This window comes from Bacillus sp. FSL R7-0685 (assembly GCF_038002425.1).
GTDB classification, from domain to species: domain Bacteria; phylum Bacillota; class Bacilli; order Bacillales; family Bacillaceae; genus Bacillus; species Bacillus subtilis.
On record NZ_JBBOCN010000001.1, the window covers coordinates 563,954 to 588,774 of the forward strand.

28 protein-coding genes and 1 pseudogene are annotated in these 24,821 nt (G+C 40.4%); 15 read left to right on the forward strand and 14 right to left on the reverse strand.

From position 1 onward, the window contains the following. Positions 1-17: 17 nt before the first annotated feature. Positions 18-1,205 (reverse strand): MFS transporter, encoded by a 1,188-nt coding sequence (locus MKY50_RS02990; protein ID WP_251233434.1) that lies wholly within the window; start codon positions 1,203-1,205, stop codon positions 18-20. A gap of 206 nt (positions 1,206-1,411) precedes the next feature. Between MKY50_RS02990 and MKY50_RS02995 the strand changes: the two genes are divergently transcribed. The 5 genes and pseudogenes from MKY50_RS02995 (at position 1,412) to MKY50_RS03015 (ending at position 5,578) form a co-directional block, all read left to right on the forward strand. Continuing rightward, positions 1,412-2,008, forward strand: coding sequence for a TetR/AcrR family transcriptional regulator (locus MKY50_RS02995; RefSeq protein ID WP_020425115.1), 597 nt, complete (start codon positions 1,412-1,414; stop codon positions 2,006-2,008). 630 nt (positions 2,009-2,638) lie between these two features. Beyond that, positions 2,639-2,974, forward strand: a complete 336-nt coding sequence (gene aseR, locus MKY50_RS03000) for a metal-responsive transcriptional regulator AseR (protein WP_015252729.1) — start codon at positions 2,639-2,641, stop codon at positions 2,972-2,974. 12 nt (positions 2,975-2,986) lie between these two features. Continuing rightward, positions 2,987-4,294: an arsenic transporter gene (locus tag MKY50_RS03005; protein ID WP_341116135.1), complete on the forward strand. Its 1,308-nt coding sequence runs from the start codon at positions 2,987-2,989 to the stop codon at positions 4,292-4,294. 58 nt (positions 4,295-4,352) lie between these two features. Continuing rightward, positions 4,353-4,599, forward strand: a pseudogene (locus tag MKY50_RS03010) (hypothetical protein). 193 nt (positions 4,600-4,792) lie between these two features. Further along, positions 4,793-5,578, forward strand: a complete 786-nt coding sequence (locus tag MKY50_RS03015) for a GNAT family N-acetyltransferase (protein ID WP_076458474.1) — start codon at positions 4,793-4,795, stop codon at positions 5,576-5,578. A gap of 56 nt (positions 5,579-5,634) precedes the next feature. Here MKY50_RS03015 and MKY50_RS03020 read toward each other — a convergent pair whose 3' ends face one another. Then, positions 5,635-6,555, reverse strand: a complete 921-nt coding sequence (locus MKY50_RS03020) for a DMT family transporter (protein ID WP_341116136.1) — start codon at positions 6,553-6,555, stop codon at positions 5,635-5,637. 132 nt (positions 6,556-6,687) lie between these two features. Between MKY50_RS03020 and MKY50_RS03025 the strand changes: the two genes are divergently transcribed. After that, complete coding sequence (locus MKY50_RS03025) at positions 6,688-8,136, forward strand: aminotransferase-like domain-containing protein (RefSeq protein ID WP_128422547.1); 1,449 nt, start codon at positions 6,688-6,690, stop codon at positions 8,134-8,136. Positions 8,137-8,253: 117 nt separating this feature from the next. Here the strand turns inward: MKY50_RS03025 and MKY50_RS03030 are convergent, their stop codons facing one another. Next, a complete protein-coding gene (locus MKY50_RS03030) occupies positions 8,254-8,877 on the reverse strand; it encodes a flavin reductase family protein (RefSeq protein WP_029317354.1) in 624 nt (207 codons plus the stop codon). Between the two features lie 89 nt (positions 8,878-8,966). Here MKY50_RS03030 and MKY50_RS03035 point away from each other — a divergent pair, with 89 nt between their 5' ends. Further along, positions 8,967-9,647, forward strand: coding sequence for an ArsR/SmtB family transcription factor (locus MKY50_RS03035; protein WP_014478969.1), 681 nt, complete (start codon positions 8,967-8,969; stop codon positions 9,645-9,647). Positions 9,648-9,711: 64 nt separating this feature from the next. Here the strand turns inward: MKY50_RS03035 and MKY50_RS03040 are convergent, their stop codons facing one another. From MKY50_RS03040 to MKY50_RS03050, 3 genes are all read right to left on the reverse strand, one after another. Beyond that, complete coding sequence (locus tag MKY50_RS03040; RefSeq protein ID WP_128422112.1) at positions 9,712-10,155, reverse strand: carboxymuconolactone decarboxylase family protein; 444 nt, start codon at positions 10,153-10,155, stop codon at positions 9,712-9,714. Between the two features lie 85 nt (positions 10,156-10,240). After that, a complete protein-coding gene (locus MKY50_RS03045; RefSeq protein WP_106074101.1) occupies positions 10,241-10,420 on the reverse strand; it encodes a hypothetical protein in 180 nt (59 codons plus the stop codon). Next, positions 10,417-10,560, reverse strand: coding sequence for a hypothetical protein (locus tag MKY50_RS03050; RefSeq protein WP_003243880.1), 144 nt, complete (start codon positions 10,558-10,560; stop codon positions 10,417-10,419). The genes MKY50_RS03045 and MKY50_RS03050 overlap by 4 nt, the downstream gene beginning before the upstream one ends. A 266-nt stretch (positions 10,561-10,826) precedes the next feature. On the opposite strand from MKY50_RS03050, the gene ydfH reads away from it, so the two are divergent. The 3 genes from ydfH (at position 10,827) to MKY50_RS03065 (ending at position 14,974) form a co-directional block, all read left to right on the forward strand. Beyond that, complete coding sequence (gene ydfH, locus MKY50_RS03055; RefSeq protein WP_080479513.1) at positions 10,827-12,050, forward strand: two-component system sensor histidine kinase YdfH; 1,224 nt, start codon at positions 10,827-10,829, stop codon at positions 12,048-12,050. Then, entirely contained in the window at positions 12,043-12,684 is a 642-nt protein-coding gene (ydfI, locus tag MKY50_RS03060) for a two-component system response regulator YdfI (protein WP_003234184.1), read from the forward strand. The genes ydfH and ydfI overlap by 8 nt, the downstream gene beginning before the upstream one ends. A gap of 115 nt (positions 12,685-12,799) precedes the next feature. Next, entirely contained in the window at positions 12,800-14,974 is a 2,175-nt protein-coding gene (locus MKY50_RS03065) for an MMPL family transporter (RefSeq protein WP_341116137.1), read from the forward strand. Between the two features lie 412 nt (positions 14,975-15,386). Here MKY50_RS03065 and MKY50_RS03070 read toward each other — a convergent pair whose 3' ends face one another. The 4 genes from MKY50_RS03070 to mneP form a co-directional block, all read right to left on the reverse strand. Then, entirely contained in the window at positions 15,387-16,289 is a 903-nt protein-coding gene (locus MKY50_RS03070) for a carboxylesterase (RefSeq protein WP_341116138.1), read from the reverse strand. 202 nt (positions 16,290-16,491) lie between these two features. Beyond that, positions 16,492-17,181: a DUF554 domain-containing protein gene (locus MKY50_RS03075; protein ID WP_015252719.1), complete on the reverse strand. Its 690-nt coding sequence runs from the start codon at positions 17,179-17,181 to the stop codon at positions 16,492-16,494. A gap of 89 nt (positions 17,182-17,270) precedes the next feature. Beyond that, entirely contained in the window at positions 17,271-18,083 is an 813-nt protein-coding gene (locus tag MKY50_RS03080) for a MerR family transcriptional regulator (protein ID WP_015715309.1), read from the reverse strand. Between the two features lie 113 nt (positions 18,084-18,196). Then, the gene (mneP, locus tag MKY50_RS03085) at positions 18,197-19,090 is read right to left on the reverse strand and encodes a manganese transporter MneP (protein WP_015252717.1); all 894 of its coding nucleotides are present in this window, start codon (positions 19,088-19,090) and stop codon (positions 18,197-18,199) included. Between the two features lie 475 nt (positions 19,091-19,565). Here mneP and MKY50_RS03090 point away from each other — a divergent pair, with 475 nt between their 5' ends. The 4 genes from MKY50_RS03090 to MKY50_RS03105 all read left to right on the forward strand — a co-directional run bounded on the left by MKY50_RS03090 (position 19,566) and on the right by MKY50_RS03105 (position 22,152). Beyond that, positions 19,566-20,186, forward strand: a complete 621-nt coding sequence (locus MKY50_RS03090; RefSeq protein ID WP_003244392.1) for a nitroreductase family protein — start codon at positions 19,566-19,568, stop codon at positions 20,184-20,186. A gap of 15 nt (positions 20,187-20,201) precedes the next feature. Beyond that, positions 20,202-21,140 carry a ring-cleaving dioxygenase gene (locus tag MKY50_RS03095; RefSeq protein WP_003234172.1) on the forward strand — a complete coding sequence of 313 codons (939 nt, stop codon included), beginning with the start codon at positions 20,202-20,204 and terminating at the stop codon, positions 21,138-21,140. 98 nt (positions 21,141-21,238) lie between these two features. Next, complete coding sequence (locus tag MKY50_RS03100; RefSeq protein ID WP_003234169.1) at positions 21,239-21,628, forward strand: DoxX family protein; 390 nt, start codon at positions 21,239-21,241, stop codon at positions 21,626-21,628. A 185-nt stretch (positions 21,629-21,813) separates the two neighbouring features. Beyond that, positions 21,814-22,152, forward strand: a complete 339-nt coding sequence (locus MKY50_RS03105; protein ID WP_024572376.1) for a thioredoxin family protein — start codon at positions 21,814-21,816, stop codon at positions 22,150-22,152. Between the two features lie 39 nt (positions 22,153-22,191). Here MKY50_RS03105 and MKY50_RS03110 read toward each other — a convergent pair whose 3' ends face one another. The 4 genes from MKY50_RS03110 to MKY50_RS03125 all read right to left on the reverse strand — a co-directional run bounded on the left by MKY50_RS03110 (position 22,192) and on the right by MKY50_RS03125 (position 23,895). Further along, positions 22,192-22,428, reverse strand: a complete 237-nt coding sequence (locus MKY50_RS03110) for a spore germination protein (RefSeq protein ID WP_003244342.1) — start codon at positions 22,426-22,428, stop codon at positions 22,192-22,194. A 204-nt stretch (positions 22,429-22,632) separates the two neighbouring features. Then, entirely contained in the window at positions 22,633-22,926 is a 294-nt protein-coding gene (locus tag MKY50_RS03115) for a hypothetical protein (RefSeq protein ID WP_009969672.1), read from the reverse strand. A gap of 33 nt (positions 22,927-22,959) precedes the next feature. After that, the gene (locus MKY50_RS03120; protein ID WP_003244212.1) at positions 22,960-23,190 is read right to left on the reverse strand and encodes a spore germination protein; all 231 of its coding nucleotides are present in this window, start codon (positions 23,188-23,190) and stop codon (positions 22,960-22,962) included. Between the two features lie 123 nt (positions 23,191-23,313). Continuing rightward, entirely contained in the window at positions 23,314-23,895 is a 582-nt protein-coding gene (locus MKY50_RS03125) for a DUF421 domain-containing protein (protein WP_003234158.1), read from the reverse strand. Positions 23,896-24,101: 206 nt separating this feature from the next. Between MKY50_RS03125 and MKY50_RS03130 the strand changes: the two genes are divergently transcribed. Next, positions 24,102-24,809 carry a DUF421 domain-containing protein gene (locus tag MKY50_RS03130; RefSeq protein ID WP_015715314.1) on the forward strand — a complete coding sequence of 236 codons (708 nt, stop codon included), beginning with the start codon at positions 24,102-24,104 and terminating at the stop codon, positions 24,807-24,809. The last annotated feature ends 12 nt before the right edge of the window (positions 24,810-24,821 follow it).

Here is a 24,821-nt window from a genome sequence, read left to right on the forward strand (position 1 = left end):
GCCATTTTGGTGAAAGATTATTTCTCTGTGGCGAAATAAAGCAAAGCGATGAACGGAAAAGCGATTCCAATCCATAATGCTGTACTCCATCCGCCTGAGGCATATGCCCATCCTCCAATTGATGACCCTATCGCACCGCCTAGAAAGAAGATCGCCATGAATAATCCGTTTAATCGACTGCGAATTTCAGGCGCCAACGAAAAAATAGCACGTTGACTGAGCACAAGGTTTGCAGATACACCCATATCTAACAGAATAGCTGCGGCCACTAGAACTGTTATACCGACGGGGGAGCTGCTCTGAATCATGAGCGGCATTAATAAAGAGACAACGACAACAACGAGAGCGATTCCAGTGGCAAGCCTGGTTAAGCCTCGATCAGCCAGCCGGCCGCCTATTGGTGCAGCGACTGCACCCGCAATGCCCACCAATGCGTAGAGTGCTATTGCCTTCTGAGAAAAATGAAAATCAGGACCCGACAATAATAAAGGAACGGTAGTCCAGAACAAGCTGAAAGCTCCAAATACAAACGCATGATAGATGGCACGGCGGCGTAAGACTGGAGTCGTGCGCAGCAGTTTCCACATTGAACCGAGTAAGGCAGTATAGTTTGTATTTGCTGTTGGTTTTCTGGCAGGAAGCACTTTTGATAATACGATGGCCAGGATAACACTTACCACGGCGGACAAAGCGAATATTGCATTCCACCCCCAGATATCAGCGACTAGACTGGATATCGGACGGGAAAGCATAATACCGAGTAATAAGCCGCTCATGACATTGCCAACAACCCGGCCGCGTGCAGCGTCTGATGCAAGGTATGATGCAAATGGAACAAGCACTTGGGCTGCGATTGACCCCAATCCGACGAAAAACGCAGCTGCTAAAAACAGTGTTCCATGCTTCACAAATGCTGTTAGTGTCAAAGCCGCTGCGCTTAGAAGGAGCGATGCAACGACAAGTTTTTTGTTTTCGATAATATCTCCTAAAGGGACAAGGAATAGTAAGCCGGCAACGTATCCGATTTGGGTGAGTGTGACGATCAATCCAGCACTGCCTGGAGAAAGTCCAATTGCCTTACTAATTAATCCGACCAAGGGTTGTGCATAGTAAAGATTAGCAACAATGATACCGCATGCTGTTGCGAGAAGAAGGGTTAAACTGGGTGAGATCCTCTGACCTGCTTGTTTGTTTCCATTAGCCATAAGAATGAACTCCTTTTTAAGTGGTTTTTTGAGTGTAATCATGACTTCTCAACACAAGTGATTTTATAAACTGAACGTTCAGTTTCGTTGATTAAGGAAAATAATATACTAAACGTTCAGTTTTGTAAATGGGTTTCTGTTTTCTTTTTTTATTCAGATTAAGTATACTGAACGTATAGTTTATATTGCGGGAAGGAATGATTCATGTGCAGAGTAAACGAGGGCGGCCGCGTGATGAAGGAACGCATAAGGCGATTCTCTCTGCAGCCTATGGCCTATTGCTGGAAAAAGGCTTCGATGCGGTGACAGTCGATAAAATTGCCGAGCGTGCGAAAGTGAGTAAAGCAACGATTTATAAATGGTGGTCTAACAAAGCTGCCGTTATCATGGACAGCTTTCTTTCGACAGCGACGGACAGGCTGCCTGTGCCTGATACAGGGTCGTCAGTACAAGATATAGTAACCCACGCCACGAATTTAGCTAGGTTTTTGACAAGCCGGGAAGGAACCGTTATTAAGGAATTAATAGGGGCAGGGCAGTTGGATGAAAAATTGGCAGAAGAATATCGCACGCGATTTTTCCAGCCTCGCCGCCTCCAAGCGAAAGGCCTTCTAGAAAAGGGAATTCAGAAAGGTGAATTGAGAGAGAATCTTGATATTGAAGTAAGCATAGATCTCATTTACGGACCAATTTTCTATCGTCTGCTTATAACAGGGGATGAGGTGAATGATTCCTATGTGCATGATTTGGTGATGAACGCGTTTAAGGGAGTTCAAGCTACCTCTGCTACAGAGAGTATGTAGCTGATAAGAACTGCAAAAGCTGCGGTTTATATGACAAATTGGTTCTCTCTAATCGCACAGTGAAAGATAAGATTTTTGTTGCTGAGCGGAATCATCGAGGGAAAAGTTCTCTTATCGGATGTCGAAAAAGAAGTCATTCAATCGTGAATACATTATATTATTACATTTCCTTTTCATCGATTGGAACAAGGGTTCTATACTTCAATGGAATATCGCAAAGTTGGAGTATTTAAAGAACAGGGGAAAATCGATGGCCATTATGTAGATGTCATGGCAATCGAAAAAATACTTGCAATGTAAACAGGCCTCTAAAGAGACCTGTTTTTTAATATCCAGAGGATCTGTCTATTTTCATCTTGGGCTCTATGACTACTCCCATAACTGAAATAGTCTAATATTTATACCGGAATATCTGATGTTCCGAATATAAGGGATTGTTTATATAAATAAAAGTTTATATAATGACGGGGGCGCTAAGGAAACGCGGGGAGCGACTCAGGTTTTCGTTTCAAAGTTTTGATCCTTAAGATATACGGAGCGCTACATATGGAAACGTAAAGGGGAATGTATAATCATTTGGCGTGTATATAACGATTTGCTTATATATTGATTTGGGAAGGAGGAGCTCATATGACGATTGATGTTGCGGCGATGAGTCGTTGTTTGAAAACACTTAGTGATCAAACTAGGCTTATCATGATGAGATTATTTCTTGAAAAAGAATATTGTGTCTGTCAATTGGTTGATATGTTCGAAATGAGCCAGCCCGCCATAAGCCAGCATTTGCGGAAATTAAAAAACGCAGGTTTTGTGAATGAGGACAGAAGAGGCCAATGGCGTTATTATTCAATAAATGGTTCCTGTCCTGAGTTTGATACATTGCAATTGATCTTACATCAAATTGATCAGGAGGATGAATTGTTAAACCATATCAAACAAAAGAAAACTCAAGCGTGTTGCCAGTAAGGAGGCATTAGATTGACATCAATGATTTTGGCAGTATTCATCTTTTTATTAACTCTAGTATTGGTCATATGGCAGCCGAAAAATTTATCTATAGGGTGGTCAGCCTGTGGAGGCGCAGTTTTAGCTCTAATAGCAGGTGTTGTCAATTTTCATGATGTGTTAACTGTGACAGGGATTGTTTGGAATGCGACATTGGCTTTTGTGGCCATCATACTGATATCGTTAATTCTTGATAATATCGGTTTCTTTGAATGGGCAGCGCTTCATATGGCTAAGGCTGCAAAAGGATACGGTGTGCGGATGTTCGTTTATGTATCTCTATTAGGAGCTATTGTCGCCGCGTTATTTGCAAATGACGGTGCAGCTCTTATATTGACACCAATCGTATTAGCGATGGTCAGAGCATTACATTTTAATGAAAAATTAGTTTTTCCTTTTATCATTGCCAGCGGATTTATTGCGGATACCACTTCGCTTCCTTTAGTAGTGAGCAATTTGGTCAACATTGTTTCAGCGGACTATTTTCATATTACGTTTATTGATTATGCATCCAGAATGGTTGTCCCGTACCTGTTTTCGCTGCTGGCGAGCATCATTGTACTTTTCCTTTTCTTTAGAAAAAGCATACCAAAACGCTATGATCTGACTGAGGTTAAAAAACCTGTTGAAGCAATTAAAGATCAAAACATGTTCAGACTGTCATGGTATATCTTAGGGCTGCTGTTAATTGGATATTTTGTAAGTGAATTTTTTTCTATCCCTGTATCAGTGGTAGCGGGCAGCATTGCAATCATTTTCTTAATCGCTGCGCAAAAGAGTCCGGCCGTCCATACAAAGAAAGTGGTGAAAGAGGCGCCATGGGCTATCGTATTCTTTTCAATTGGCATGTACGTTGTTGTGTATGGTGTCCGAAATGCCGGATTAACGGATGTCCTTTCAGATGTGATTCAAGCCGCAGCTGATCAAGGATTGTTTGCTGGGACAATTGGAATGGGCTTTATTGCGGCGATTCTTTCTTCCATTATGAATAACTTGCCGACTGTTATGATTGACGCATTGGCGATTGCCGGTACAGATACACATGGGATGATGAGAGAAGCGCTTATTTATGCAAATGTGATCGGTTCAGATTTAGGACCTAAAATAACACCGATTGGTTCCTTGGCGACATTATTATGGCTTCATGTTCTTTCGCACAAAGGTATGAAGATTTCCTGGGGCACGTATTTTAAAACAGGAATTATCCTCACGATACCCACTTTATTGATCACACTTGTCGGCCTGTATATTTGGCTGCTGATAATCCATTCTTGTTTCTAAAAGGACAAGGTCACTATATCAAGGAAAACAATGCACTGGTAACTCTTGCCGCAGCCAAATGGCTGAAGGGTGGGGGAGAAAATATCTTGGGGACAAGTGGAATGAGTATAGCGCTGAAATCGAATGTCATGGATGACATCTGAAAGCTGTCAAAGCTATGAAAGAAGCAGGGATTGATATTTCAAATCAAACATCGGATAAATTTGATGATCCGGCAAAAGCACACGGAACAGAAGAAGTGTTTCCAAAGGGTCCGTGATGAAATTGGTGACCGTTTAAAACAGTTTGCTGTAACTGGGGAATAAAGAATCGATATATTCAGCGTTTCCTTGGGTTATATAATGCAATGTGTTGTTCAACAGGTGTCTGCGAGCTGAGTGCAGACACCTGTTTTTGTTTTTATTTGTCTGAGATTCGTAACAGGGAAGTTATTTAGCTGGTGACAGAGGAAAATTGATTTGTGAACAGAATCATGAAGGAGACGGTGTTTTAAAGGAGTTGTCTGTTTTGCAGGAATTAACAAAAGAAAAATACAGTAGCTTAAAAACAATGTTTGATGACAAATATTGTCCCACATTTGTCTATTCAATATTAGACCAAACCATTCCGGGAGCTGTTTATGCAGATGATCAAACCTTTCCTAAATCGTTTTTTATAGGAACTGAATCAGGCATTTATTTTATTGCGGGAGACCAAGGGAATCGGGATTTTCATGATTTCATTGCAGGATATTATGAAGAACAAGTGAAATCATCAAAACGATTTACCTTGTTTTCTTCCAGTGATACATGGGATAGCGTACTGAAACCCATACTGAAAGATGACTTAAACCAAATGAGAAGAGCTGCATTTTCTTATCAACCAAAATCTTTCAAAAAGACTTTGCAACTGCCAAAGGGGCTTGTATTGAAAAGAATTGACGAAGACATCATTTCACATAGCACAGCGTTTAACAGCGCGTATTATGAGGAGTATTGGAATTCTGTCTCACAGTTTGCTTCAAAAGGTTTTGGATTTGCCGTATTACATGGCAATCACGTAGTAAGTGAGTGTACCTCTATATTTTTAGGGCATAATCGAGCGGAAATGGATATCTATACACTTGAAGAATATAGAGGACTGGGGTTAGCTTATTGCGTAGCAAATAGGTTTATAGCGTTTTGTATGGAAAATGGGATTGTTCCTAGCTGGGATTGTGATATTTGCAACAATTCGTCCATTGCATTAGCAGCTAAACTAGGGTTTAAGACGGTAACGGAATACACTATTTACTACTCTGGCTAACCTTAATGAAAGAACCTTAAAAGGAGATACCAACCGATGTTGGTATCTTTTTTGTTTTAGAGTTTTTTTACCCTTTTAGCAGAAAAATGGGTGATGAAAATCTTATTCATTTTATTTACTTTTAGGTAGGTAAAACATACCCCGCCAACTGTAACCACTCCGCCTAGCAGAGAGAGCAGTGTGGGTATCTCGCCGATCCAGAGCCAAGATATGATCAAGGCTAAAGCCGGTGTAACATAAAGTGAAAGGGTTGCTTCTGAAGCACCGACGAGTGAAGTGACATATGCAAGTGCGAAGTAAGGAATAACCGTCGGCAATAATCCTAAGTAAACGATAGACAAAGTTGCGCTTATTGAAGCGTTCATCATCTCTTCGCCTAAGCCTGGCAGAAACACAAGCATAGGTATTGTTCCGCCCCAAATGGTGAATGTAACGAATGGAATAAAACCATATTTTTTTATATAGCGGGCTTGAAAAACGAAATAAATACTCTCCGAAAATGCTGCCAGCAGGATGACCAAGATACCGCTCATTGAATATGTAAAGTCTCCCGCCCCAAATGCAATCAATAATACACCCAATAAACTGATCATAGAGCCAAGCCATTTCGTAAATCCAAAATGCTCTTTATAAAACAGGCGGGATAGCATGGCTGAGAAGATCGGTGCCGTAGTAACGAGTAAGCTTGCAACTCCGGCACTAACTGTTTTTTCACCGATGTTCAGCAAAATGTGATAGAGTGCAAATCCTAAAAACCCTAAAAGAAAAATGGCAGGAATGTCTTTCAAGTCGGGTAGGTGCATCTGAGTCAAAACAGCAAAAAGCAATAATGCCATAGAGCCGATTAACAAACGAAATAAAGCAAGGTGTTCTGGCGTGTACCCTTCAAGTCCTGCGCGAATTCCCGGAAAAGCAGATGCCCATAAACCAATCATGAGACTATGAGATATAATTATTTGAACTGTTTTCTTTCGCATTCCTCTCACTCCTCTTTACAAAAACCAACCAGTTATTTAATGTGTTTCTATACTAATAAAGATTTGATGATATGGCTTCAACCAGTTCAATAGATTTTGACCCAACCAATTTATTTTAAGGAGACCGATTCTATGAGCTTTCCAGAAGAAAAAAAGATGAAAAAGCTCCCTAAGTACAGACAAATCGTTCATTTTATTAAAGAGAAAATAGGAAATGGAGAGTGGCCGATTGGAAGCAAGATTCCAAGCCAGCGCACGCTTGCAAAAGATTTTCAGGTAAATCGGAGCACAGTGATTACAGCGTTAGAGGAATTGATGGCCGATGGGCTAATAGAAGGCACAATGGGGAAAGGCACAGTTGTTATCAACAACACATGGACACTGATGGCTAAGAATTCTGCTCCCGATTGGGATCAATATGTCACCTCTGGCATTCAGATGCCAAGCCGAAAAATCGTTCAAGAGATAAATCAATCAGAATCAAATACAGACCTTATACAGCTCAGTAAAGGTGAACTTTCAGCTGAGATTTTTCCTTTGGCTGTTATGAAAGAGATGATGGGGAAGGTATCTCAACACATGGAGGCATTCGGATATGAAGAACCAAAAGGTTACTTACCTTTGAGGGAGGCATTAAGCAACTATTTAAAAACCATTGGAATCAACGTCTCATCTTCTTCCATTCTGATTGTCTCAGGAGCGTTGCAAGCCTTGCAGCTGATATCAATGGGGCTGTTACAAAGAGGATCAACCGTTTATCTTGATCAGCCCTCCTACCTTTATTCATTACACGTATTTCAATCAGCTGGTATGAAGCTGACTGGACTTCCTATGGATAATGAAGGACTTTTGCCTGAAAATGTTCATTTAACAAGAGGAGAGCGGGGAAGGGCTATCTTATATACAAATCCATGTTTTCACAATCCGACTGGTATTCTTATGTCTAAAAAGCGGCGTGAAGAAATCCTGGCAGTAAGTGAGAATACACAGCTTCCTATTATTGAAGATGACATTTATCGTGAGTTATGGATCGATGAAATTCCGCCATATCCTATTAAAACAATTGATAAAAATGGACACGTACTGTACATAGGAAGTTTATCGAAAACATTAAGCCCAGGCTTGAGGATTGGATGGATCGTCGGACCGGAACCGGTGATTGAACGTTTATCTGACATTAAAATGCAAACAGATTATGGATCCAGTTCGCTATCCCAAAGAGTAGCGGCAGAGTGGTTTACTTCCGGCCACTACCAGCAGCATGTAGAAAAGGTTAGGCAGCAATTAAAGGTGAGAAGAGAATTGGCCTTGAGTGCTTTAGAAACTCATTTGAAAGATGTGGCGACATGGAATATCCCAAAAGGAGGATTTTTTGTCTGGATAAAAATATTGCCTTCCATATCAATGAAATTACTTTATACTAAAGCCTTATCAAAAGGGATTCTGATCAATCTCGGCAGTATCTATGCTCAGGAAAAAGGGAATTATATTCGCTTATCATATGCTTATGCATCTCTTGAAGACCTTCAAAAGGGGATTTATGAGTTGGGTTTGATGATAAAAGAATTGGCAAGTAAGTAACTTTTATATCCTTAAATGGATGTTTCACTAAAAAAGAGATCAAGCCTAATGATCGCTTGATCTGATAATAACAAGGGTTACTAGAATAGACCAAATCATGGTTCGGTCTTAAAATGATCATGTCTCTGAACGAAAAGTCTTTCCGACTTCTCTTCCTAAACCAAAGTAATGTCTGAAATTATAGATAAGAGGGCTCCATTTGGAAGGGTTGATATGGTTTTCGTCCAGAATGATACTTTCCTCGGCATGAAAAAGTAGTGCCTGCGTCTCTACAATTGCGAATGACGATTCATATTCTGGAAGCCGAATGTGTTTCACTTCGGCTTCTATTTGGATAGGGCATTCTTTGATTCGTGTTGGTGATACTGTTTTTGATTGTAAAGGCGTTAACCCTGCTGCCTCGTATTTTTCTTTTTTATATGTAAATCCGAGCTGCTTCTTTAAAGGCGGTATGCTTTTTTTTCCGCTATAAGATGAAATTCTTTCAACGTTTTCCCATAATTCCGGGCCAGGCAAGTTTATGACACACTCTTTGTGTCTTTCCAAATTGTCGATGGCTTTTCCTCCCAGTCCTACTCCAAGGATTATATAATGTCCAAGAGCCCAAGAAGAAGACATAGGACTAATATTAGTGGTTCCATCCTCATTCAATGTGGTTAGAAGAAATGTCGAGGTACCATAATACATGATCTTGGGTTTGATTTCTTTAAATCGACGAGTGTCTCGTTTTTTGATGTCCAATGTTTTTTCCTCCTTGTCACGCTTACATTTATATTGTAAAGGATTAACATTTCAACTATCATCGAAATATGAATGTAAGGAGGAAAATCATGAATCCTAATATTGCAAAAATCTCTTCGCTGCTATCAGATCCCTCGCGTTCTTCCATTCTTCTCAGTCTGATGGATGGAAGGATACACCCTGCGGGAGAGCTTGCATATCTCGCTAACATTAAACCTCAAACCGCAAGTTTTCACCTGAATAAATTGCTTGAAGCAAAGCTGATTAGCGTAGAGAAGCATGGGAGACATCGGTATTACAGATTGTCTGACTCAGATGCTGCAAATGTGATCGAACAATTGCTTCATATTGCGCCTAAAGCAAAAGTCAAATCTTTAAAAGAGTCAAAAGAGAAAAAGGACTTGCATTTCGCCCGTACCTGTTATGATCATTTGGCAGGTTATGTGGGCGTGCAAATGGCACATTCACTAGTTGAGCAGGGGATGTTAAAAAAAGTTGATTTAAACTTTGAGGTGACTTCAGAAGGTGCTTTATTCTTTTCGAAGTTAGGCATCAATGAAGAGCAACAACGGAATAAGAGGAGAGCCTTTGCCCGCTGCTGTTTGGATTGGAGTGAACGGCAGCATCATATTGCAGGAGCATTAGGAAACGCCCTATTGGTGCGCATGTTAGAAGAAGAATGGATCGTTCGTATGCCTAAAACGAGAGCGATTAGGATTACACAAAGCGGGAAAATCGCTTTTGAAAAGCACCTAAACGTGAAAATTTAGGATTTTGAAGCGAAGGCACGATATCCAGGAGGAGTAAGATTTGTTCTAATCTTACTCCTTCTTCTTATTTTGAAGCAGCTCGATTCCCCATTGCAATAGAGATGCGGTTCCAACTGTTTATTTGATTAGTGATGAGAACAAGGTCAACATATTGTTTTTCATCATAATGTTCCCGCACCCGATGATATAGCTCATCAGGAACCCTTTTAGATGGAATGAGCGTGATGTGTTCAGATAGTTCGAGAGCCGCTTTCTCTTCAGGTGAGTAAAAATCACATTCATTCCAAGCATGTAAACAGTAAATTCGCTGTTCAGTTTCTCCCATTTTGCGGGCATCGGACGTATGCATATCTATGCAGAAGGCACAGCCGTTCATTTGAGAGACTCTGATTTTGATTAGTTCTCTCGTATTTCGGTTAATTGAGGATTGTTTCGTGTATTTCTCCATATCCATCATGATTTTCATACCTTCAGGTGCAATCTCATAGTAGGACACTCTTTGACTCATAAAGCAAGACTCCTTTCCATAGAATACCTAGATTGTATCCCGGTATTGATCATTTTACCAATGTGCGGTTTGAATGACAGCTGTTTCAGCGTCTTTTGGAAAGAAGCTTCTTTGAATAAAAATAAGGGTAGCCAGCAATGATGAGTGGGGCTGCTAATGCAAGCAGTATCCATGAGCCTGATTGGCTGTCTCTAATGACTCCAATGAATACACAAGTACCGATCAGAAAATATAATAAAGCACCTAGAAACCAATACATGTTCATTCCTCTTTTTCCTTGCTTTTTGGTTGCGCATTTTTGTCTGTCATATGGCTTAATCGATCAGGGTTCTGATTTTTTAATACCTTTTCGGTCCGGATTCCTTTTCTCTTTAATGATAAAATTGTGAGATCAATCGATTTCAATGATGATCATTCCTTCAATGAATAGTAAGTTCCTTATGATTTTAAAGGTAAATTTGAAAAGACAAAACGTACATAGAGGCAGAACGTTCATGTACGTTTGGGCATGATCACTTGTTGGAAACTCTAATGTTTCCCTGCACCTGATATTGTTGTGTTCCTTCTCTTCCTATAAAATGATTGGATACATGTATGTTTGCACGTTGAAGTATGGGTTCGATTTTCATGAATCTCTATTCGGTGAAACAGGTAAAGGAAGTGGATAAGGTTTGCTTATAAGGAATCCTTTTAAAGATAAATATTACTCACATGATAGGCGGGCATTAAACATGCTTGCACTCAGAGTGCCGGGCCTGGCTTTTATTCTCATGATCTATATAGCCTCTATCGTGCTGCAATTTGTTTCTGGGGGCTGGTCCATTTTATTGCTTTATGCGTTTACCATATTAATCGCCATTTTTGCTTTGCTTCATTGGCACTCATATCGCTGGGTTAAGAAAAGGGTGGTTCTGTATTTTGTGATACAAGGTTTGATCACCTTTACACTTGCTAATCTCATGACTGGCTACCTTATGCTGGTCATCATTGGCCTTTATGCATTTTTGATTGGACAGATTTTAGGAATGGCAGACAGAAGAAGGACGATTCCCATTCTTTATCTATTGCTGCTGCTGGTCATAAATTCGGCGTATCACCTTCATAAAGGTGAAGTTTTGCATTTTATTGTTATTGCTGCGCCGATCATGATTGTCATCATCACTTATGCCGCAACATTTTTTGCCCAAGTCGATGAAAAAATAAAAGCTCAATTGACTCTTGAAAGGCTGGAGCTGGCTCATCAGCAGGTAGAACAGCTGACGCTGCAGAACGAAAGACAGCGGATGGCCCGAGACTTACACGATACGCTTGCTCAAGGTCTTGTCAGTTTAAATATGCAGCTGGATGCGATTCATGTTCATCTCGCCAAAGGCAACACAGAGAGAGCGAAGGAAATCATACAACAATCGATGAAAAGAGTGAAAAGCACATTAGCTGATGCACGTTCAGCTATTGACGATCTCCGCAGCAAATCAGAAGAAATCGGTGTTTTAAAAGAAAGAATTACCTCGCTAATGGATCATTTTATAGAGTCGACAGGCATGGCTTGTTTATTAGATTACAGATTGCATCAGGTGCTGGATGTGCGTACAGCTGAAAACTGTTATTACATCATTGGAGAATGCATGACGAATGCGGCAAAGCATGCTGAGGCGAAAAAAATCTGGATATCCATTTGGGATGATGAAAAGGGAAGGCTCCATTTAACAGTTAAGGATAACGGCAAGGGATTTGATGTTGAAAAAGGAAAGAAAAAGAGAGGACATTATGGGCTTCTTGGCATACAAGAACGTGTCAGGGCAATAAATGGCCAATTCAATATCAAGAGTACAAAATTGAAAGGAACACAAATTGAGATCACTGTACCAATTCAGGGAGAGATGCAAGATGAATAAGGTTTTAATCGTTGATGACCATCTTGTCGTGAGGGAAGGTCTGAAGCTTTTAATTGAAACGAATGATCAATACACCATTATAGGAGAGGCGGAAAATGGAAAAGTCGCAGTCCGTCTTGCAGATGAATTAGAACCGGATATCATTCTGATGGATTTGTATATGCCGGAGATGAGCGGGTTAGAGGCCATTAAACAAATAAAAGAAAAACACGATATCCCCATCATTATTTTGACTACATATAATGAAGATCACTTAATGATCGAAGGGATTGAATTAGGAGCGAAAGGATATCTGTTAAAGGATACGAGTTCAGAAACCCTTTTTCACACAATGGATGCAGCGATCAGAGGAAATGTGCTGTTGCAGCCTGATATCCTCAAACGTCTGCAAGAAATCCAATTTGAGCGGATGAAAAAGCAGCGCAATGAGACGCAGCTGACAGAAAAGGAAGTCATTGTTCTAAAAGCAATTGCTAAAGGTCTTAAAAGCAAAGCGATTGCCTTTGATTTGGGCGTCTCTGAGCGAACAGTAAAGTCCAGATTAACGTCCATTTACAATAAATTAGGCGCGAATTCAAGAACTGAGGCAGTAACGATTGCCATGCAAAAAGGTATTCTGACAATAGACAACTAAACTGCATTTTTGAAAATTGCCCAAACGTACATGCCCGAATGTACGTTTTTTTCATTTCATTGTCAACTACAATGAGAAAGAATGTGATCAAGCAATGTGTTGAAAGGAGATTATCATGTCAAAAATGTTATATACATTAGGAGGATGGGTTGCTCGCAATCGCATAAAAGCAATATGTGCGTGGATCGTTGTGTTAGTTGCTGCGATAGGCCTTGCAGTCACCTTGAAACCAAATTTTTCTGAGGACATGTCCATACCTGACACACCTTCGGAAAAAGCGATGGATGTGATTCAGAAAGAATTTCCTCACGGTCCTGATAAAGGGAGCATACGGGTTATTTTCGGTGCTGGTGATGGGGAGAAACTTACTGGGAACCCAGCAAAAAAAGCAATAGAAGATACGCTCAAAGAAATCAGTAAAGATGATTCTGTTGACTCGATTGCAAGTCCTTTTTTGACAGGGACAATCGCGAAAGATGGCACAGTTGCCTATGCTGATATCAAGTATAAATCATCAGCAGATGATATAAAGGATTACTCTATCAAACACTTAAAAGACAGTTTGAAAATGGCTGATGATGAAGGATTGCAAACTGAGCTAAGCGGAGATGTACCGGGAGCCGAGATGGAGATAGGCGGTGTCTCTGAAATTGTCGGCATTATCTTGGCTTTTGTCGTTTTAGCCATTACATTCGGTTCTTTATTAATAGCAGGTTTGCCGATTTTAACTGCACTGATTGGTTTAGGTGTAAGTATTGGACTGGTTTTGATTGGGACACAAGTATTTGATATTGCTTCCGTCAGTCTTTCATTAGCCGGAATGATTGGCCTTGCTGTTGGTATTGATTATGCTTTATTTATTTTTACGAAACACCGCCAGTTTTTAGGCGAAGGCATACAAAAGAATGAATCAATTGCGAGAGCCGTGGGAACAGCGGGAAGCGCAGTCGTTTTTGCCGGACTTACTGTTATCGTTGCACTTTGCGGATTGACTGTCGTTAACATTCCTTTTATGTCCGCGATGGGGCTGACAGCAGGGCTTAGTGTACTGATGGCTGTTTTGGCTTCAATCACACTTGTGCCTGCGGTCTTATCGATTGCAGGGAAGCGGATGATTCCGAAATCAAACAAGAAAATAGAAAAACAAAGCACTGAAACAAATGTCTGGGGACGCTTTGTCACCAAAAATCCTATCATGCTAAGTGTATGCAGCATTCTGATTTTGATCGTCATTAGTATCCCATCTATGCATTTGGAACTGGGCTTGCCTGATGCTGGGATGAAAGCTAAGGATAATCCGGATCGCCGGGCATATGACTTGCTTGCCGAAGGCTTTGGAGAAGGATTTAATGGCCAATTAACAATCGTAGCGGATGCCACAAATGCTACAGAAAATAAGGCGGAGGCTTTCGCAGATGCAGTGAAAGAAATAAAGGGCTTAGACCATGTAGCAAGTGTCACCCCTGCAATGCCTAATAAAGAAGGGAACTTTGCCATCATTACGGTCGTTCCGGAAACAGGTCCAAATGATGTCACAACGAAAGATTTGGTACACGATGTACGCAGTTTGTCAGATAAAAACGGAGTAGATTTGCTTGTTACTGGATCGACTGCAGTGAATATTGACATTTCAGATCGCCTGAATGATGCGATACCGGTGTTTGCTGTACTTATTGTTGGCTTTGCGTTTGTATTGCTGACCATCGTTTTCCGTTCGCTGCTTGTGCCGTTTGTTGCTGTTGCAGGTTTCATGTTGACGATGACAGCCACTCTTGGAATCTGTGTATTTGTCTTGCAAGACGGGAATCTCATCGACTTTTTCAAAATACCTGAAAGAGGGCCGATACTCGCGTTCCTGCCGATTTTATCTATTGGGATTCTGTTCGGGTTAGCCATGGATTATCAAGTATTCCTTGTCAGCAGAATGCGTGAAGAATATGTAAAAACAAACAATCCAGTACAAGCCATTCAGGCTGGATTAAAACACAGTGGTCCTGTTGTTACAGCAGCCGGCTTGATCATGATCTTCGTTTTTGCAGGATTTATCTTTGCAGGCGAAGCTTCTATTAAAGCCAACGGATTAGCTCTTTCCTTTGGTGTGCTCTTTGATGCCTTTATTGTAAGAATGACACTGATTCCAAGTGTCATGAAGCTGATGGGGAATGCAGCCTGGTATTTGCCGAAATGGCTGGACAAGATGATTCCGAACGTGGATATAGAAGGGCATCAACTGACAAAGGAAATACAGCCGGAAATAGATCATGAACAAAAGAAACAAATCAGTGTGTAATAGAAAAAGCAGATCTTTAATGATCTGCTTTTTTTGCATATGGTAGTATTTAGAAGATGAAGTCGGCAGTTAAAAGGAGACACTTATGGCGCCATCACTCATTTTCGATATGGATGGAACTTTGTTTCATATTGGCAGAAGCTGCATCATACTAGCAGGCATCCCAGGAGAAGTGACATGATTTTTTGACTTTGCATTCACTACTTGATGCCAACGATCTTGAGAATCCTTCTTGAAAATAAAGGATTTTACAACTGATCATATAAGAAACCTAAAGAAACAAGCACACAAAACCAGCTGCGGGTTTTGTCCAAGAAAAATAGAGTCCATAAGAGGGACTCTATTTTTTGAAATGCCCGGCTAGAAGTATATTGCAGGTCTTTATGAATGCAAAACACTATCTTATAAGCCCTTACCGTGAAATGCCTGTTTCTGCATTGAAAAAACGCATTACACGTTCATTTACGTAAGCGGGTTGTTCCATCGATAAAACATGTCCGGCATTTTTAATGACTTCCGCCTCAATATCAGGAACGAATGAAGAGGCTCGGTGCAGGGCTGAGTGGGGATCATAGATGACTTCATGTTCACCAAGTAATAATAGGATAGGAACTCTTGCTGAACGTAATTCCTCATCGGTAAAAACATACGGAAATCCGTCTGCTTTAGGATTTGGATTTCTTGATCCATCCTGCCACATTACCCCTGCCTGAAACTGCTTCACAAAAATCGGGTGCAGCACATTCTGATCATTCATCATCCAATTTAAGAATGTTTCAACTCCATTTGACGCTGTAAGGCCAAGAGCGTATTTGTAGAAATCGTGATGAAATGGCAAAAACGTTTCTGCCGGACTCAGTATAGCTGCGCTTTTTACTCTCTCAGGCATACGTAAAAGGAAATTCATCGTATGGAGACCGCCAAGCGAAAGTCCGATCATGTGGGACTTTTCGATCCCCAGATTGTCAAACACATCAAGAAGCCAATTGGCGTAATCCGTTCTTGTACCGCTTAAATTCTCAGGAATACTCTTGTTTTTATCACCTATGATATCAACTGCATAAGTTCTGTATTTGCTGCTCCAATCGGCGATGTTGGGATACCACATCGTCGAGCTGAATAATGCTCCGTGGAGTAATACAAGCGGCGGGGCATCCTCTGGGCCGCTTGCAATCACATGTGTTTGACTAAAACGAGTAGATATATAGAATGATTTGCAACGGACCGGCCAAAGACTAAGGCTTTCATTATAAGTTTGATAATAGCGGATACCGTTGTCACTTAATTCGGGAATACTAGATGAATGGTTTGACATACAAATGCCCCTCCCAACATTGTTTAAATGAATGTGCCGTTTCGTGATGGGGAATCTGATTTTGATATAACAGACTTTATTTACAATATAATACAGTTGTTGTTAGACGTCAAATCCAAGATAAAAAGGAAATAAAACGATTGGAACAGATTATTGAAAATCAATATAACAGAATATTAACCTCCTTTGTGGAGCCGCTTCATTAAAACCGCAATCCAAATGCATGAATCACAAAAATCACAACAGGAGGGATCAAGAGGGAAGGCAGCAAATTCAATGTTTTGAACTTCTTGATTCCAAGAATGCTTAGACCTGAACTGAGGATGAGTATGCCTCCCACAATTGTGATTTCATTAATAAGGTCTGTATTGATTGCGCTCTCCATTACTTTAGCAAATAAATAGATGGAGCCCTGCCAGGCAAATAATACAATGGCTGCAGCCGCTATTCCAAAACCAAAAGTTGAAGCGAGCACAATGGAGGTGATCCCATCTAACATCCCGTTTGTCAGGAGGTATGTATAATCTCCATGCAAAGCGGCTTCAACAGGGCCCAATATTGACAGCGAACCTATACAAAATAATAAGACCGCAGTAGATAAGCCCTCTGCTAAATTACTTTTAGAAAATTTGTTCACCAGCTTGTTGAATCGTAATTCTAAATTGATGATCTGGCCTAGCAAACCTCCAATGGCTAAACTCACGATGAATAGAATGGGGTATTTACTATCAGGCAAGTGCTGTGTAATGGCGTTGATCCCCAGCGCGACCGCAGCGAACCCCATTGCCTGCATCAAAATATCCTGGTATTCATCTTTAATGCCTTTTTTGAATATCCCCCCGATTATGCTTCCTGCAATAATCATCACTGTGTTAAAAATCGTTCCAAACATAAGCTTTCTCCTCCAAAAATCATTCCTGCATAAAAAATAAACCCTCTAGTTAGTAGAGAGTCAAGGGAGATAAAAACATATTCATGAGATTATTTGATGGGCAGCAGGATTTCAGTCACATAATTATCTAGGTTATTCGTAATGCCATAATCAATGAGTGTGATTTCAATTGAGTCCCCTGCTACCTCATAATGATGTTCTTTCATATATGCCAGTAATTTTTTGTAGTATGGTTCGGCTTCTGGATGTGACCCTTTAAACCTAATTTGCAGATATTCTCTTGAAGGAAAGATGATTTCTGAAGAAGTTTTTTCATTTTCATCTTCAAGAATCATAAATATACTGGAATATTTGTCAAACTGTTTTGCTTTCACATTTGCTGCTGATATGGATAAACCGATCTTGCCTATGAATATATCTTCGTTCACATTCAGGTGGGTTCTCAATTCAGCTAACGAATGTTCGATATCATGGCCGAGAACATATTCATGCTGCAAGTAAGCCACACGCATTGCGGGAAGTTTGATTTTTGTAATTTGATATAACGGCATGTTAACGGCATCTTCTATATGTGTGATGCGTCGGGAGATCTTTCGTTCAATGCGTTCCAATTCTTTCTTTTTGCGATCAATTTCAGCCTGCTGGCTTTTTAGTAAATGAAGAAGAGTGTTTGTATTTTGAGAGTTATAAAAATCAAGAAGCTTATTGATTGGCAGGCCTAGGGCCCTCAAATACTTGATGGTATCCAGCCGCTCAAACTGTTGGGTAGAATAATATCTATAGTTCGTTTGCCCATCTTTATATTCCGGTTTCAAAAGGCCGATTTCATCATAATACCGAAGAGCAGAGATTTTCACATTGAATAACCTTGACACTTCTCCAATCGAAAAAAATTCCTTCATTCTAACAACCTTTCTGTCCCTATGATTATATACATCCACATTATATAGTACGGGCGAGTTCTAAAGGTAAAGTTTGCATCATAAAGAAAAAGCTCCTTCTAAAAAGGAGCTTTTCACTCTTCGAAATAAGGATTTACATGGATGAGCACTTCTTCTACATCTGAAAACTGTCTTTTGATTTCATTTCGAATTTCGCGGGCAATATCGTGTCCCTGCTTAATTGTCAAATCATGATCCAAAGATAAACGGACATCAAGCAATTTATAGTGGCCATGTTCTCGCGCGCGGATTCTATCAATTCGTTTTACTTGATCACATTGAAAAATAACAGCTTTATATTCCTCTATCAGCTCGGGATCAACACTCTTTTCCATGAGCACATCAACAGACGGCCTGATTAATTCCATTGAAATCTTAAAAATGAGGTAAGCAACGATTGCACTGGCAATGGCATCGGCGTACAACAGATAGGACCATCCGCGGGTGTTTCCGATGATAGCCAACAGGACGCCGATAAAAGCGGCAAGAGAGGCAACGATATCGCCTTTATGATCGTACGCAATCGCTATAATCGCTTTGCTGTTCCATTTTTCCCCTTGCTTTATAGAATAACGATATAAGATTTCCTTAGCCACGTACGAAATCAGAGCCGCAAACAATGCGCTGTATTGGGGAACGCTTGGCCCTTTAACAAAGGACAGAATCGCTTCTATGAGGATATAAACGGATACGATCACTAAGATAATTCCTACAATCGCCTCACTAATGACTTCAGCTTTTCCGTGACCAAAAGGATGGTCTTGATCGGGCGGTTTATTGGAAATTCCGATCACTGCCAAGACTGCAATCGAAGCAACGACATCTGCCGCGGAATGTATTCCGTCTGCAAACACGGCTTCACTATCGCCTACCAGCCCAAAAAAGACCTTTCCTGCCATTAAGATCAGATTGGCGATCAATGCAATCAAAGCAACTTTTCTGCTTATTTGTTCTCTTTCACTTGCCATTTTTTCCTCCTATAAAACTGCACAAAAAAATAGGAGTGCTCTATATACGCTCTCCGTATCCTTTCCTGTGTAATCACTTTGTTTATCATACCAATTCAATTTCGAGTGGGTCTATAGCAACGTTGTTTCCTGTTTACTAATAAATAAGGTGACAGAAAAAAAGTTGGAGCTATGCTAAAAAGGTCATACAGCAAACAAATGAGTTCTTATGTAACAACAGTGATGATTCGCTATTAAAATGCTGCCGTCAGTGAAAAATTTCCACCTAATTTTCAAAAACCTATTGACATGAGAAGATCTGTATTTTACTATTATCTCATATTCAAGATATTTTAATTTGAGATATTTGGTCGGAAAGATCAGCGATCAAGCGCAACTCTAAGTGTTCAATCGTTGTCAGTTCTTTTACACAATATTCAATATGATTTTTTATAACATAATATCTCGAATTCGAGATAAAAGGGAGTGTAGCGTAATGGCTGAATTTACTCATTTAGTCAATGAAAGACGATCTGCAAGCAATTTTCTTTCAGGTCATCCAATCACAAAAGAAGATCTCAATGAGATGTTTGAATTGGTTGCATTGGCACCATCGGCTTTTAATTTGCAGCATACAAAATATGTGACGGTTCTTGACCAGGACGTAAAGGAAAAGCTGAAGCAGGCCGCAAACGGACAATATAAAGTGGTTAGCTCTTCTGCGGTTCTCTTGGTATTAGGGGATAAGCAGGCATATCAACAAGCGGCCGATATCTATGAAGGTTTAAAGGTATTGGGGATATTAAATAAGCAAGAGTATGACCACATGGTGCAAGACACCGTTTCGTTTTATGAAAACAGGGGAGAACAATTTAAGAGAGATGAGGCGATAAGGAATGCTTCACTTTCTGCGATGATGTTTATGCTGAGTGCTAAGGAAAAAGGCTGGGATACCTGCCCGATGATCGGCTTTGATGCGGAAGCCGTAAAACGGATTTTGAACATAGACGACCAATTTGAGGTTGTCATGATGATTACGATTGGAAAAGAAAAAACAGAGAGCAGAAGACCGCGCGGCTACCGGAAGCCTGTGAATGAGTTTGTTGAGTATATGTAAAAGGAGCGGATAAAAATGGCTAAAAAAACGATGGGAATTCATCATATTACAGCGATTGTCGGTCACCCTCAAGAGAACACAGATTTTTACGCAGGAGTGCTTGGGCTTCGTTTGGTCAAGCAAACTGTCAATTTTGATGACCCAGGTACGTATCATCTTTATTTTGGGAATGAAGGCGGGAAGCCGGGAACAATCATTACCTTCTTTCCGTGGGCCGGAGCCCGCCAAGGCGTCATTGGAGACGGTCAAGTTGGCGTGACTTCGTATGTCGTGCCGAAAGGGGCTATGGCATTTTGGGAAAAGAGACTAGAAAAGTTCAACGTTCCCTACACCAAAATCGAGCGCTTTGGGGAACAATATGTAGAATTTGATGATCCTCATGGACTGCACTTAGAAATCGTGGAAAGAGAAGAAGGAGAGGCTAATACGTGGACTTTCGGAGAAGTAACGCCCGATGTTGCCATTAAAGGTTTTGGGGGTGCAACCCTATTATCAGAGCAGCCTGACAAAACCGCTGACCTTTTAGAAAACATCATGGGGCTGGAGCGAGTCGGCAAAGAAGGAGACTTCGTTCGTTATCGTTCCGCCGGTGATATCGGAAATGTGATTGACCTTAAGTTAACGCCTATTGGCCGCGGGCAAATGGGGGCCGGAACGGTGCATCACATCGCTTGGCGGGCTAACGATGATGAAGATCAGTTAGATTGGCAAAGATATATTGCTTCGCACGGATATGGTGTAACTCCTGTTCGGGATAGAAACTACTTTAATGCCATTTACTTCAGGGAACACGGGGAAATCCTGTTTGAAATCGCAACTGATCCCCCAGGCTTTGCACATGATGAAACACAGGAAACAATGGGCGAAAAACTGATGCTGCCTGTGCAATATGAACCGCATCGCACACAAATTGAACAAGGGCTGCTGCCGTTTGAAGTAAGAGAGTTAGATTGATTTGACACATAAAAAATAAAGAAACATATATTCAATTGATGATTGCTGGATACCGTCAGCAAAGAATTAGATAAAATTAAAGATGAGGAGAGATACAAATGGAAGATGCAGGACTGTTGCTTATTCGTATAATGATTGGTGTGGTGTTTTTGTTTTATGGCACACAAAAATTATTCGGCTGGTTTGGCGGATACGGGATTAAAGGAACCGGACAATGGTTCGAATCAATTGGGGTGAAACCAGGAAACGTTGCGGCCGCTCTATCAGGTCTTGGGGAGTTAGTAAGCGGAATTCTATTTATTTTAGGCGTATTCCTCCCGCTTGGAGCTGCTATCATAACGATCATCATGTTAGGTGCTATCGTAAAAGTCCATGGAGCGAAAGGTTTTGCGAATGGCGCCGGAGGTTTTGAATATAACCTGGTGCTCATTGCAGTTTCCATAGGGGTTGCACTCATCGGTTCAGGAGCTTACGCTTTGCATTTTTAATACGAAAGTATGTAAGAACAGTTGTTGCTTGTCAGTAACTGTTCTTTTATTTTGACATTTTCGGCAAGCTTGCAGGTACTCTGCAAAGTAAAAAAGCGGATATAATAAATATAAATCAGTATAGTGAATGATACGTATTGATGAGCTTGGTTATAAAAGACAGACCTATTTGAAGGAGTAAATGGATGAAAGAGATGACAGAATTACATTCATTAGATTCTATAGATAATTTTATCAAACAGCACAAATTCAGTTTTATTTATATATCAAGGCCTGCCTGTACAGTATGTCACGCAGTCCTGCCCCAGCTCAGAATAGTATTGGATCAGTTTCCAAACATCAAATTGGGGCATATCAATGCTGACGATGTAGCAGAGGTCGCCGGCAGATTTTCAGTTTTCACCGTTCCTGTGCTTCTTTTGTTCATTGATGGGACTGAGTTTCTAAGAGAAGCCCGTTTTGTTCATTTTGAACAGCTTGAACAAAAGCTGAAAAGGGTTTATCGATTATATGAAGGCGAATAAAGGAATAAGGCAAAAAAAGAACTCAAATGAGTTCTTTTTTTATTCTTCACTAGGCGAAGAAGGGTTATCAACCTGCCCTTGATCACTTGTATCATTATCACAACTTGCTGAAATAATAATTGAATGAGAAGGAGAGTAATCTCCTAATGTGAAATTCACTCCGTAATTTTTGCTGTTCGCAGTATGGCTGTTTTGCAAGTTTTGTCCGATATCTGTATTGGCGTTTTGTGTCATTCCATTTATCGTGAGATTTGAGATGTTGATTTGAGATCGCATGCTTCAAAAACTCCTTTCACTCAGAAGTAGCTGTCATAAAGGACGCTGGCAGTCTATTTACTTCTATGATATTGCGTTTTTATATCATTGCATCAACATAATGGTAAAAATAATAGCGAGTGAATGATCATCTTTTGAAGATGATCAACCTATCAGCAGAAATAAAGCCGCCTGATAAAGAGGCGGCAGATCGTTATATGTCATCTATGAATTTGATGTATCGTTTTTCGTTTGCCTGAAGGATAAGATAGTCGTTTTTAATGATGAGTAGGAGCCTATAGCAGCGTAGCCATAAAACCAGCCCATAAATACGCCAGAAAAGAGGCTGTGTCGATGGCTTATGAAAACAGAAATGACAAGGCCTGTTATTAAGGCAACTGACGGTACAAAAGTTTTGGGGATTTTCAATAATATTTTGAGGATTTGGGTTATCAATATGATGATTGGAACAGCTATCACAGCATCCCAAAAGTTCGTGTGAATAATTGGAAAAGCCATACGGCACCTCATGAAGTGTTTATTTCTTAATTTTTACGCTAAAAGCTTGGAAAGCAGCTCTTGGATCGCATATGTTACATTTTGGGCTTGATTGGCGGAGCTTGTTTGGCTTAAAGCATTGGATTCAAAAACCAAACCTGTATTACTCCCACCGGAACCCTCTGTTGTTTTAGACACAGAGAACGGGCTGATGGAAACTGCAAATCCGTTATTAAAAACGCTGTTCCCGGATATCGAATGAATATAAACTGGGAATTTCATCATTCATCTCTCCTCTCTGTTATGACTGTTTATACAATATGGTGTGTGAGCAGCAGTTGCTTAAACAAAACGGCAAAAACTTTCAGTAAGAGACAAAAACCTGCAAAATGCCACAAGCGCCTTTTGTTAATGCAGCTTTTTAGGGACGTTTTTTTTATTTTTTTTGCCAACTTCATCAAAAATATTCTGATTGCCAGACTGGGCTTGTCCGTCCTTATTTATGAAATCGGGGTGAATGAGTTTTTTCAGATCCCTGACTGTTAAAGGCTTGGCGTCATCAGTTAATTCTATTCCTAATTGCCCGTTTGCCTCTAATGTCGCAATTTTGACATCTTGTATAGCCGTAACGCCGTGAAGCCTTAGCTGCATTTCAAGCTGGTCAGCTGTAAGTCTCATCTTCTTTAAGTTTTCGATATGAAGCTGTCCGTTTTCAATGACGATTTTTGCTTTTCCGGTTAACATCTTTTCAATGGTGTTCGATTTCATTTGGATCCATTCCATAACGATGAGTGTGCTTGTGAAAATTGCCGCTGCAATTAATGTTTTGAAGAGGCTGTACTCAATGATTGGCTGAACGATAATAGTTCCGATCGAAATCATGACAACTGTTTGAGTTGACGTCATTTGTGCGATTGATTTCCTTCCTGAAATTCTCAGCAAAATGACCCCGGCTACAATGAGAACAAGAGATTCCCAAGTGAAATTCATGCTACCACCTGACCAATGATGAATTAGATTTGTCATGGGATTGGCTTTTCTTCCGGCCAATCGCAATTTAATATATCCGAAAGGCAGTCGGTTCATTCTGTCCTGAACCGAACAATATTTTTGGTATAGATGGATATATTAAGCCAAACAATGATAGCAGCAGGAGTTTTGGCCAAAACAATCTGGGAAGCGGGGAGCACCATAACATGATTGAACTTGAAGTTGTCATTAGAACGGTTGCCAGCTTTGGCTTGCTGTTAATCGCAGAACGAATTTTAGGCAAACAGACAATCTCTCAAATGACGATTTTTGATTTTATTGCGGCGATCACACTAGGGGCGATTGCTGCCGGATTAGCTTACAATACTTCAATAAAACCGCACAATATGGCCATTTCGTTTAGTATTTTTGTGCTAACCATTTTTCTAATTTCGTTTCTGTCGATAAAGAACAGGAAGCTGAGGAAATTTTTTGCCGGAGATCCAACAGTGCTGATTCAAAACGGGAAGATACTTGAATCAAATATGAGGAAAATGCGTTACACACTTGATTATTTAAATCAGCAATTACGGGAAAAAGAAATATTTAATATCGAAGAAGTTCTTTTTGCCATTCTTGAAACGAATGGTCAGCTGACTGTGTTAAGAAAACCGCAATTCCGGCATGTGACCAAACAGGATTTAATGATTGCGGTAAACCAAGAACAAAGGCTTCCGATAGAACTTATTATGGACGGAGAAATCATTGAGAATAATTTAAAGCAGAATCGTTTGACGGAATCCTGGCTTTTGGAAGAATTGCGAAAAAGAGACATAAAGGTGAAAGAGACCGTGTACGCAGTGCTGATGGGTAATGGGGATATTTATGTGGATCAATATAAAGACCATATATCAGTCCCTATGGATAAGGAATGAAGGAACAATCAA

Coding starts and splice junctions, on each gene's coding strand:
- MKY50_RS03065 (WP_341116137.1), top strand. CDS start 12,800: ATGTCAAAAATGTTATATACATTAGGAGGATGGGTTGCTCGCAATCGC.
- aseR (WP_015252729.1), top strand. CDS start 2,639: ATGACGATTGATGTTGCGGCGATGAGTCGTTGTTTGAAAACACTTAGT.
- MKY50_RS03040 (WP_128422112.1), bottom strand. CDS start 10,155: ATGAGTCAAAGAGTGTCCTACTATGAGATTGCACCTGAAGGTATGAAA.
- MKY50_RS03095 (WP_003234172.1), top strand. CDS start 20,202: ATGGCTAAAAAAACGATGGGAATTCATCATATTACAGCGATTGTCGGT.
- ydfI (WP_003234184.1), top strand. CDS start 12,043: ATGAATAAGGTTTTAATCGTTGATGACCATCTTGTCGTGAGGGAAGGT.
- MKY50_RS03125 (WP_003234158.1), bottom strand. CDS start 23,895: ATGAATTTCACTTGGGAATCTCTTGTTCTCATTGTAGCCGGGGTCATT.
- MKY50_RS03090 (WP_003244392.1), top strand. CDS start 19,566: ATGGCTGAATTTACTCATTTAGTCAATGAAAGACGATCTGCAAGCAAT.
- MKY50_RS03080 (WP_015715309.1), bottom strand. CDS start 18,083: ATGAAGGAATTTTTTTCGATTGGAGAAGTGTCAAGGTTATTCAATGTG.
- MKY50_RS03075 (WP_015252719.1), bottom strand. CDS start 17,181: ATGTTTGGAACGATTTTTAACACAGTGATGATTATTGCAGGAAGCATA.
- MKY50_RS03025 (WP_128422547.1), top strand. CDS start 6,688: ATGAGCTTTCCAGAAGAAAAAAAGATGAAAAAGCTCCCTAAGTACAGA.
- MKY50_RS03070 (WP_341116138.1), bottom strand. CDS start 16,289: ATGTCAAACCATTCATCTAGTATTCCCGAATTAAGTGACAACGGTATC.
- MKY50_RS02990 (WP_251233434.1), bottom strand. CDS start 1,205: ATGGCTAATGGAAACAAACAAGCAGGTCAGAGGATCTCACCCAGTTTA.
- MKY50_RS03045 (WP_106074101.1), bottom strand. CDS start 10,420: ATGAACATGTATTGGTTTCTAGGTGCTTTATTATATTTTCTGATCGGT.
- MKY50_RS03110 (WP_003244342.1), bottom strand. CDS start 22,428: ATGCGATCTCAAATCAACATCTCAAATCTCACGATAAATGGAATGACA.
- MKY50_RS03115 (WP_009969672.1), bottom strand. CDS start 22,926: ATGGCTTTTCCAATTATTCACACGAACTTTTGGGATGCTGTGATAGCT.
- MKY50_RS03130 (WP_015715314.1), top strand. CDS start 24,102: ATGATTGAACTTGAAGTTGTCATTAGAACGGTTGCCAGCTTTGGCTTG.
- MKY50_RS03020 (WP_341116136.1), bottom strand. CDS start 6,555: ATGCGAAAGAAAACAGTTCAAATAATTATATCTCATAGTCTCATGATT.
- MKY50_RS03120 (WP_003244212.1), bottom strand. CDS start 23,190: ATGATGAAATTCCCAGTTTATATTCATTCGATATCCGGGAACAGCGTT.
- MKY50_RS03105 (WP_024572376.1), top strand. CDS start 21,814: ATGAAAGAGATGACAGAATTACATTCATTAGATTCTATAGATAATTTT.
- MKY50_RS03035 (WP_014478969.1), top strand. CDS start 8,967: ATGAATCCTAATATTGCAAAAATCTCTTCGCTGCTATCAGATCCCTCG.
- mneP (WP_015252717.1), bottom strand. CDS start 19,090: ATGGCAAGTGAAAGAGAACAAATAAGCAGAAAAGTTGCTTTGATTGCA.
- MKY50_RS03100 (WP_003234169.1), top strand. CDS start 21,239: ATGGAAGATGCAGGACTGTTGCTTATTCGTATAATGATTGGTGTGGTG.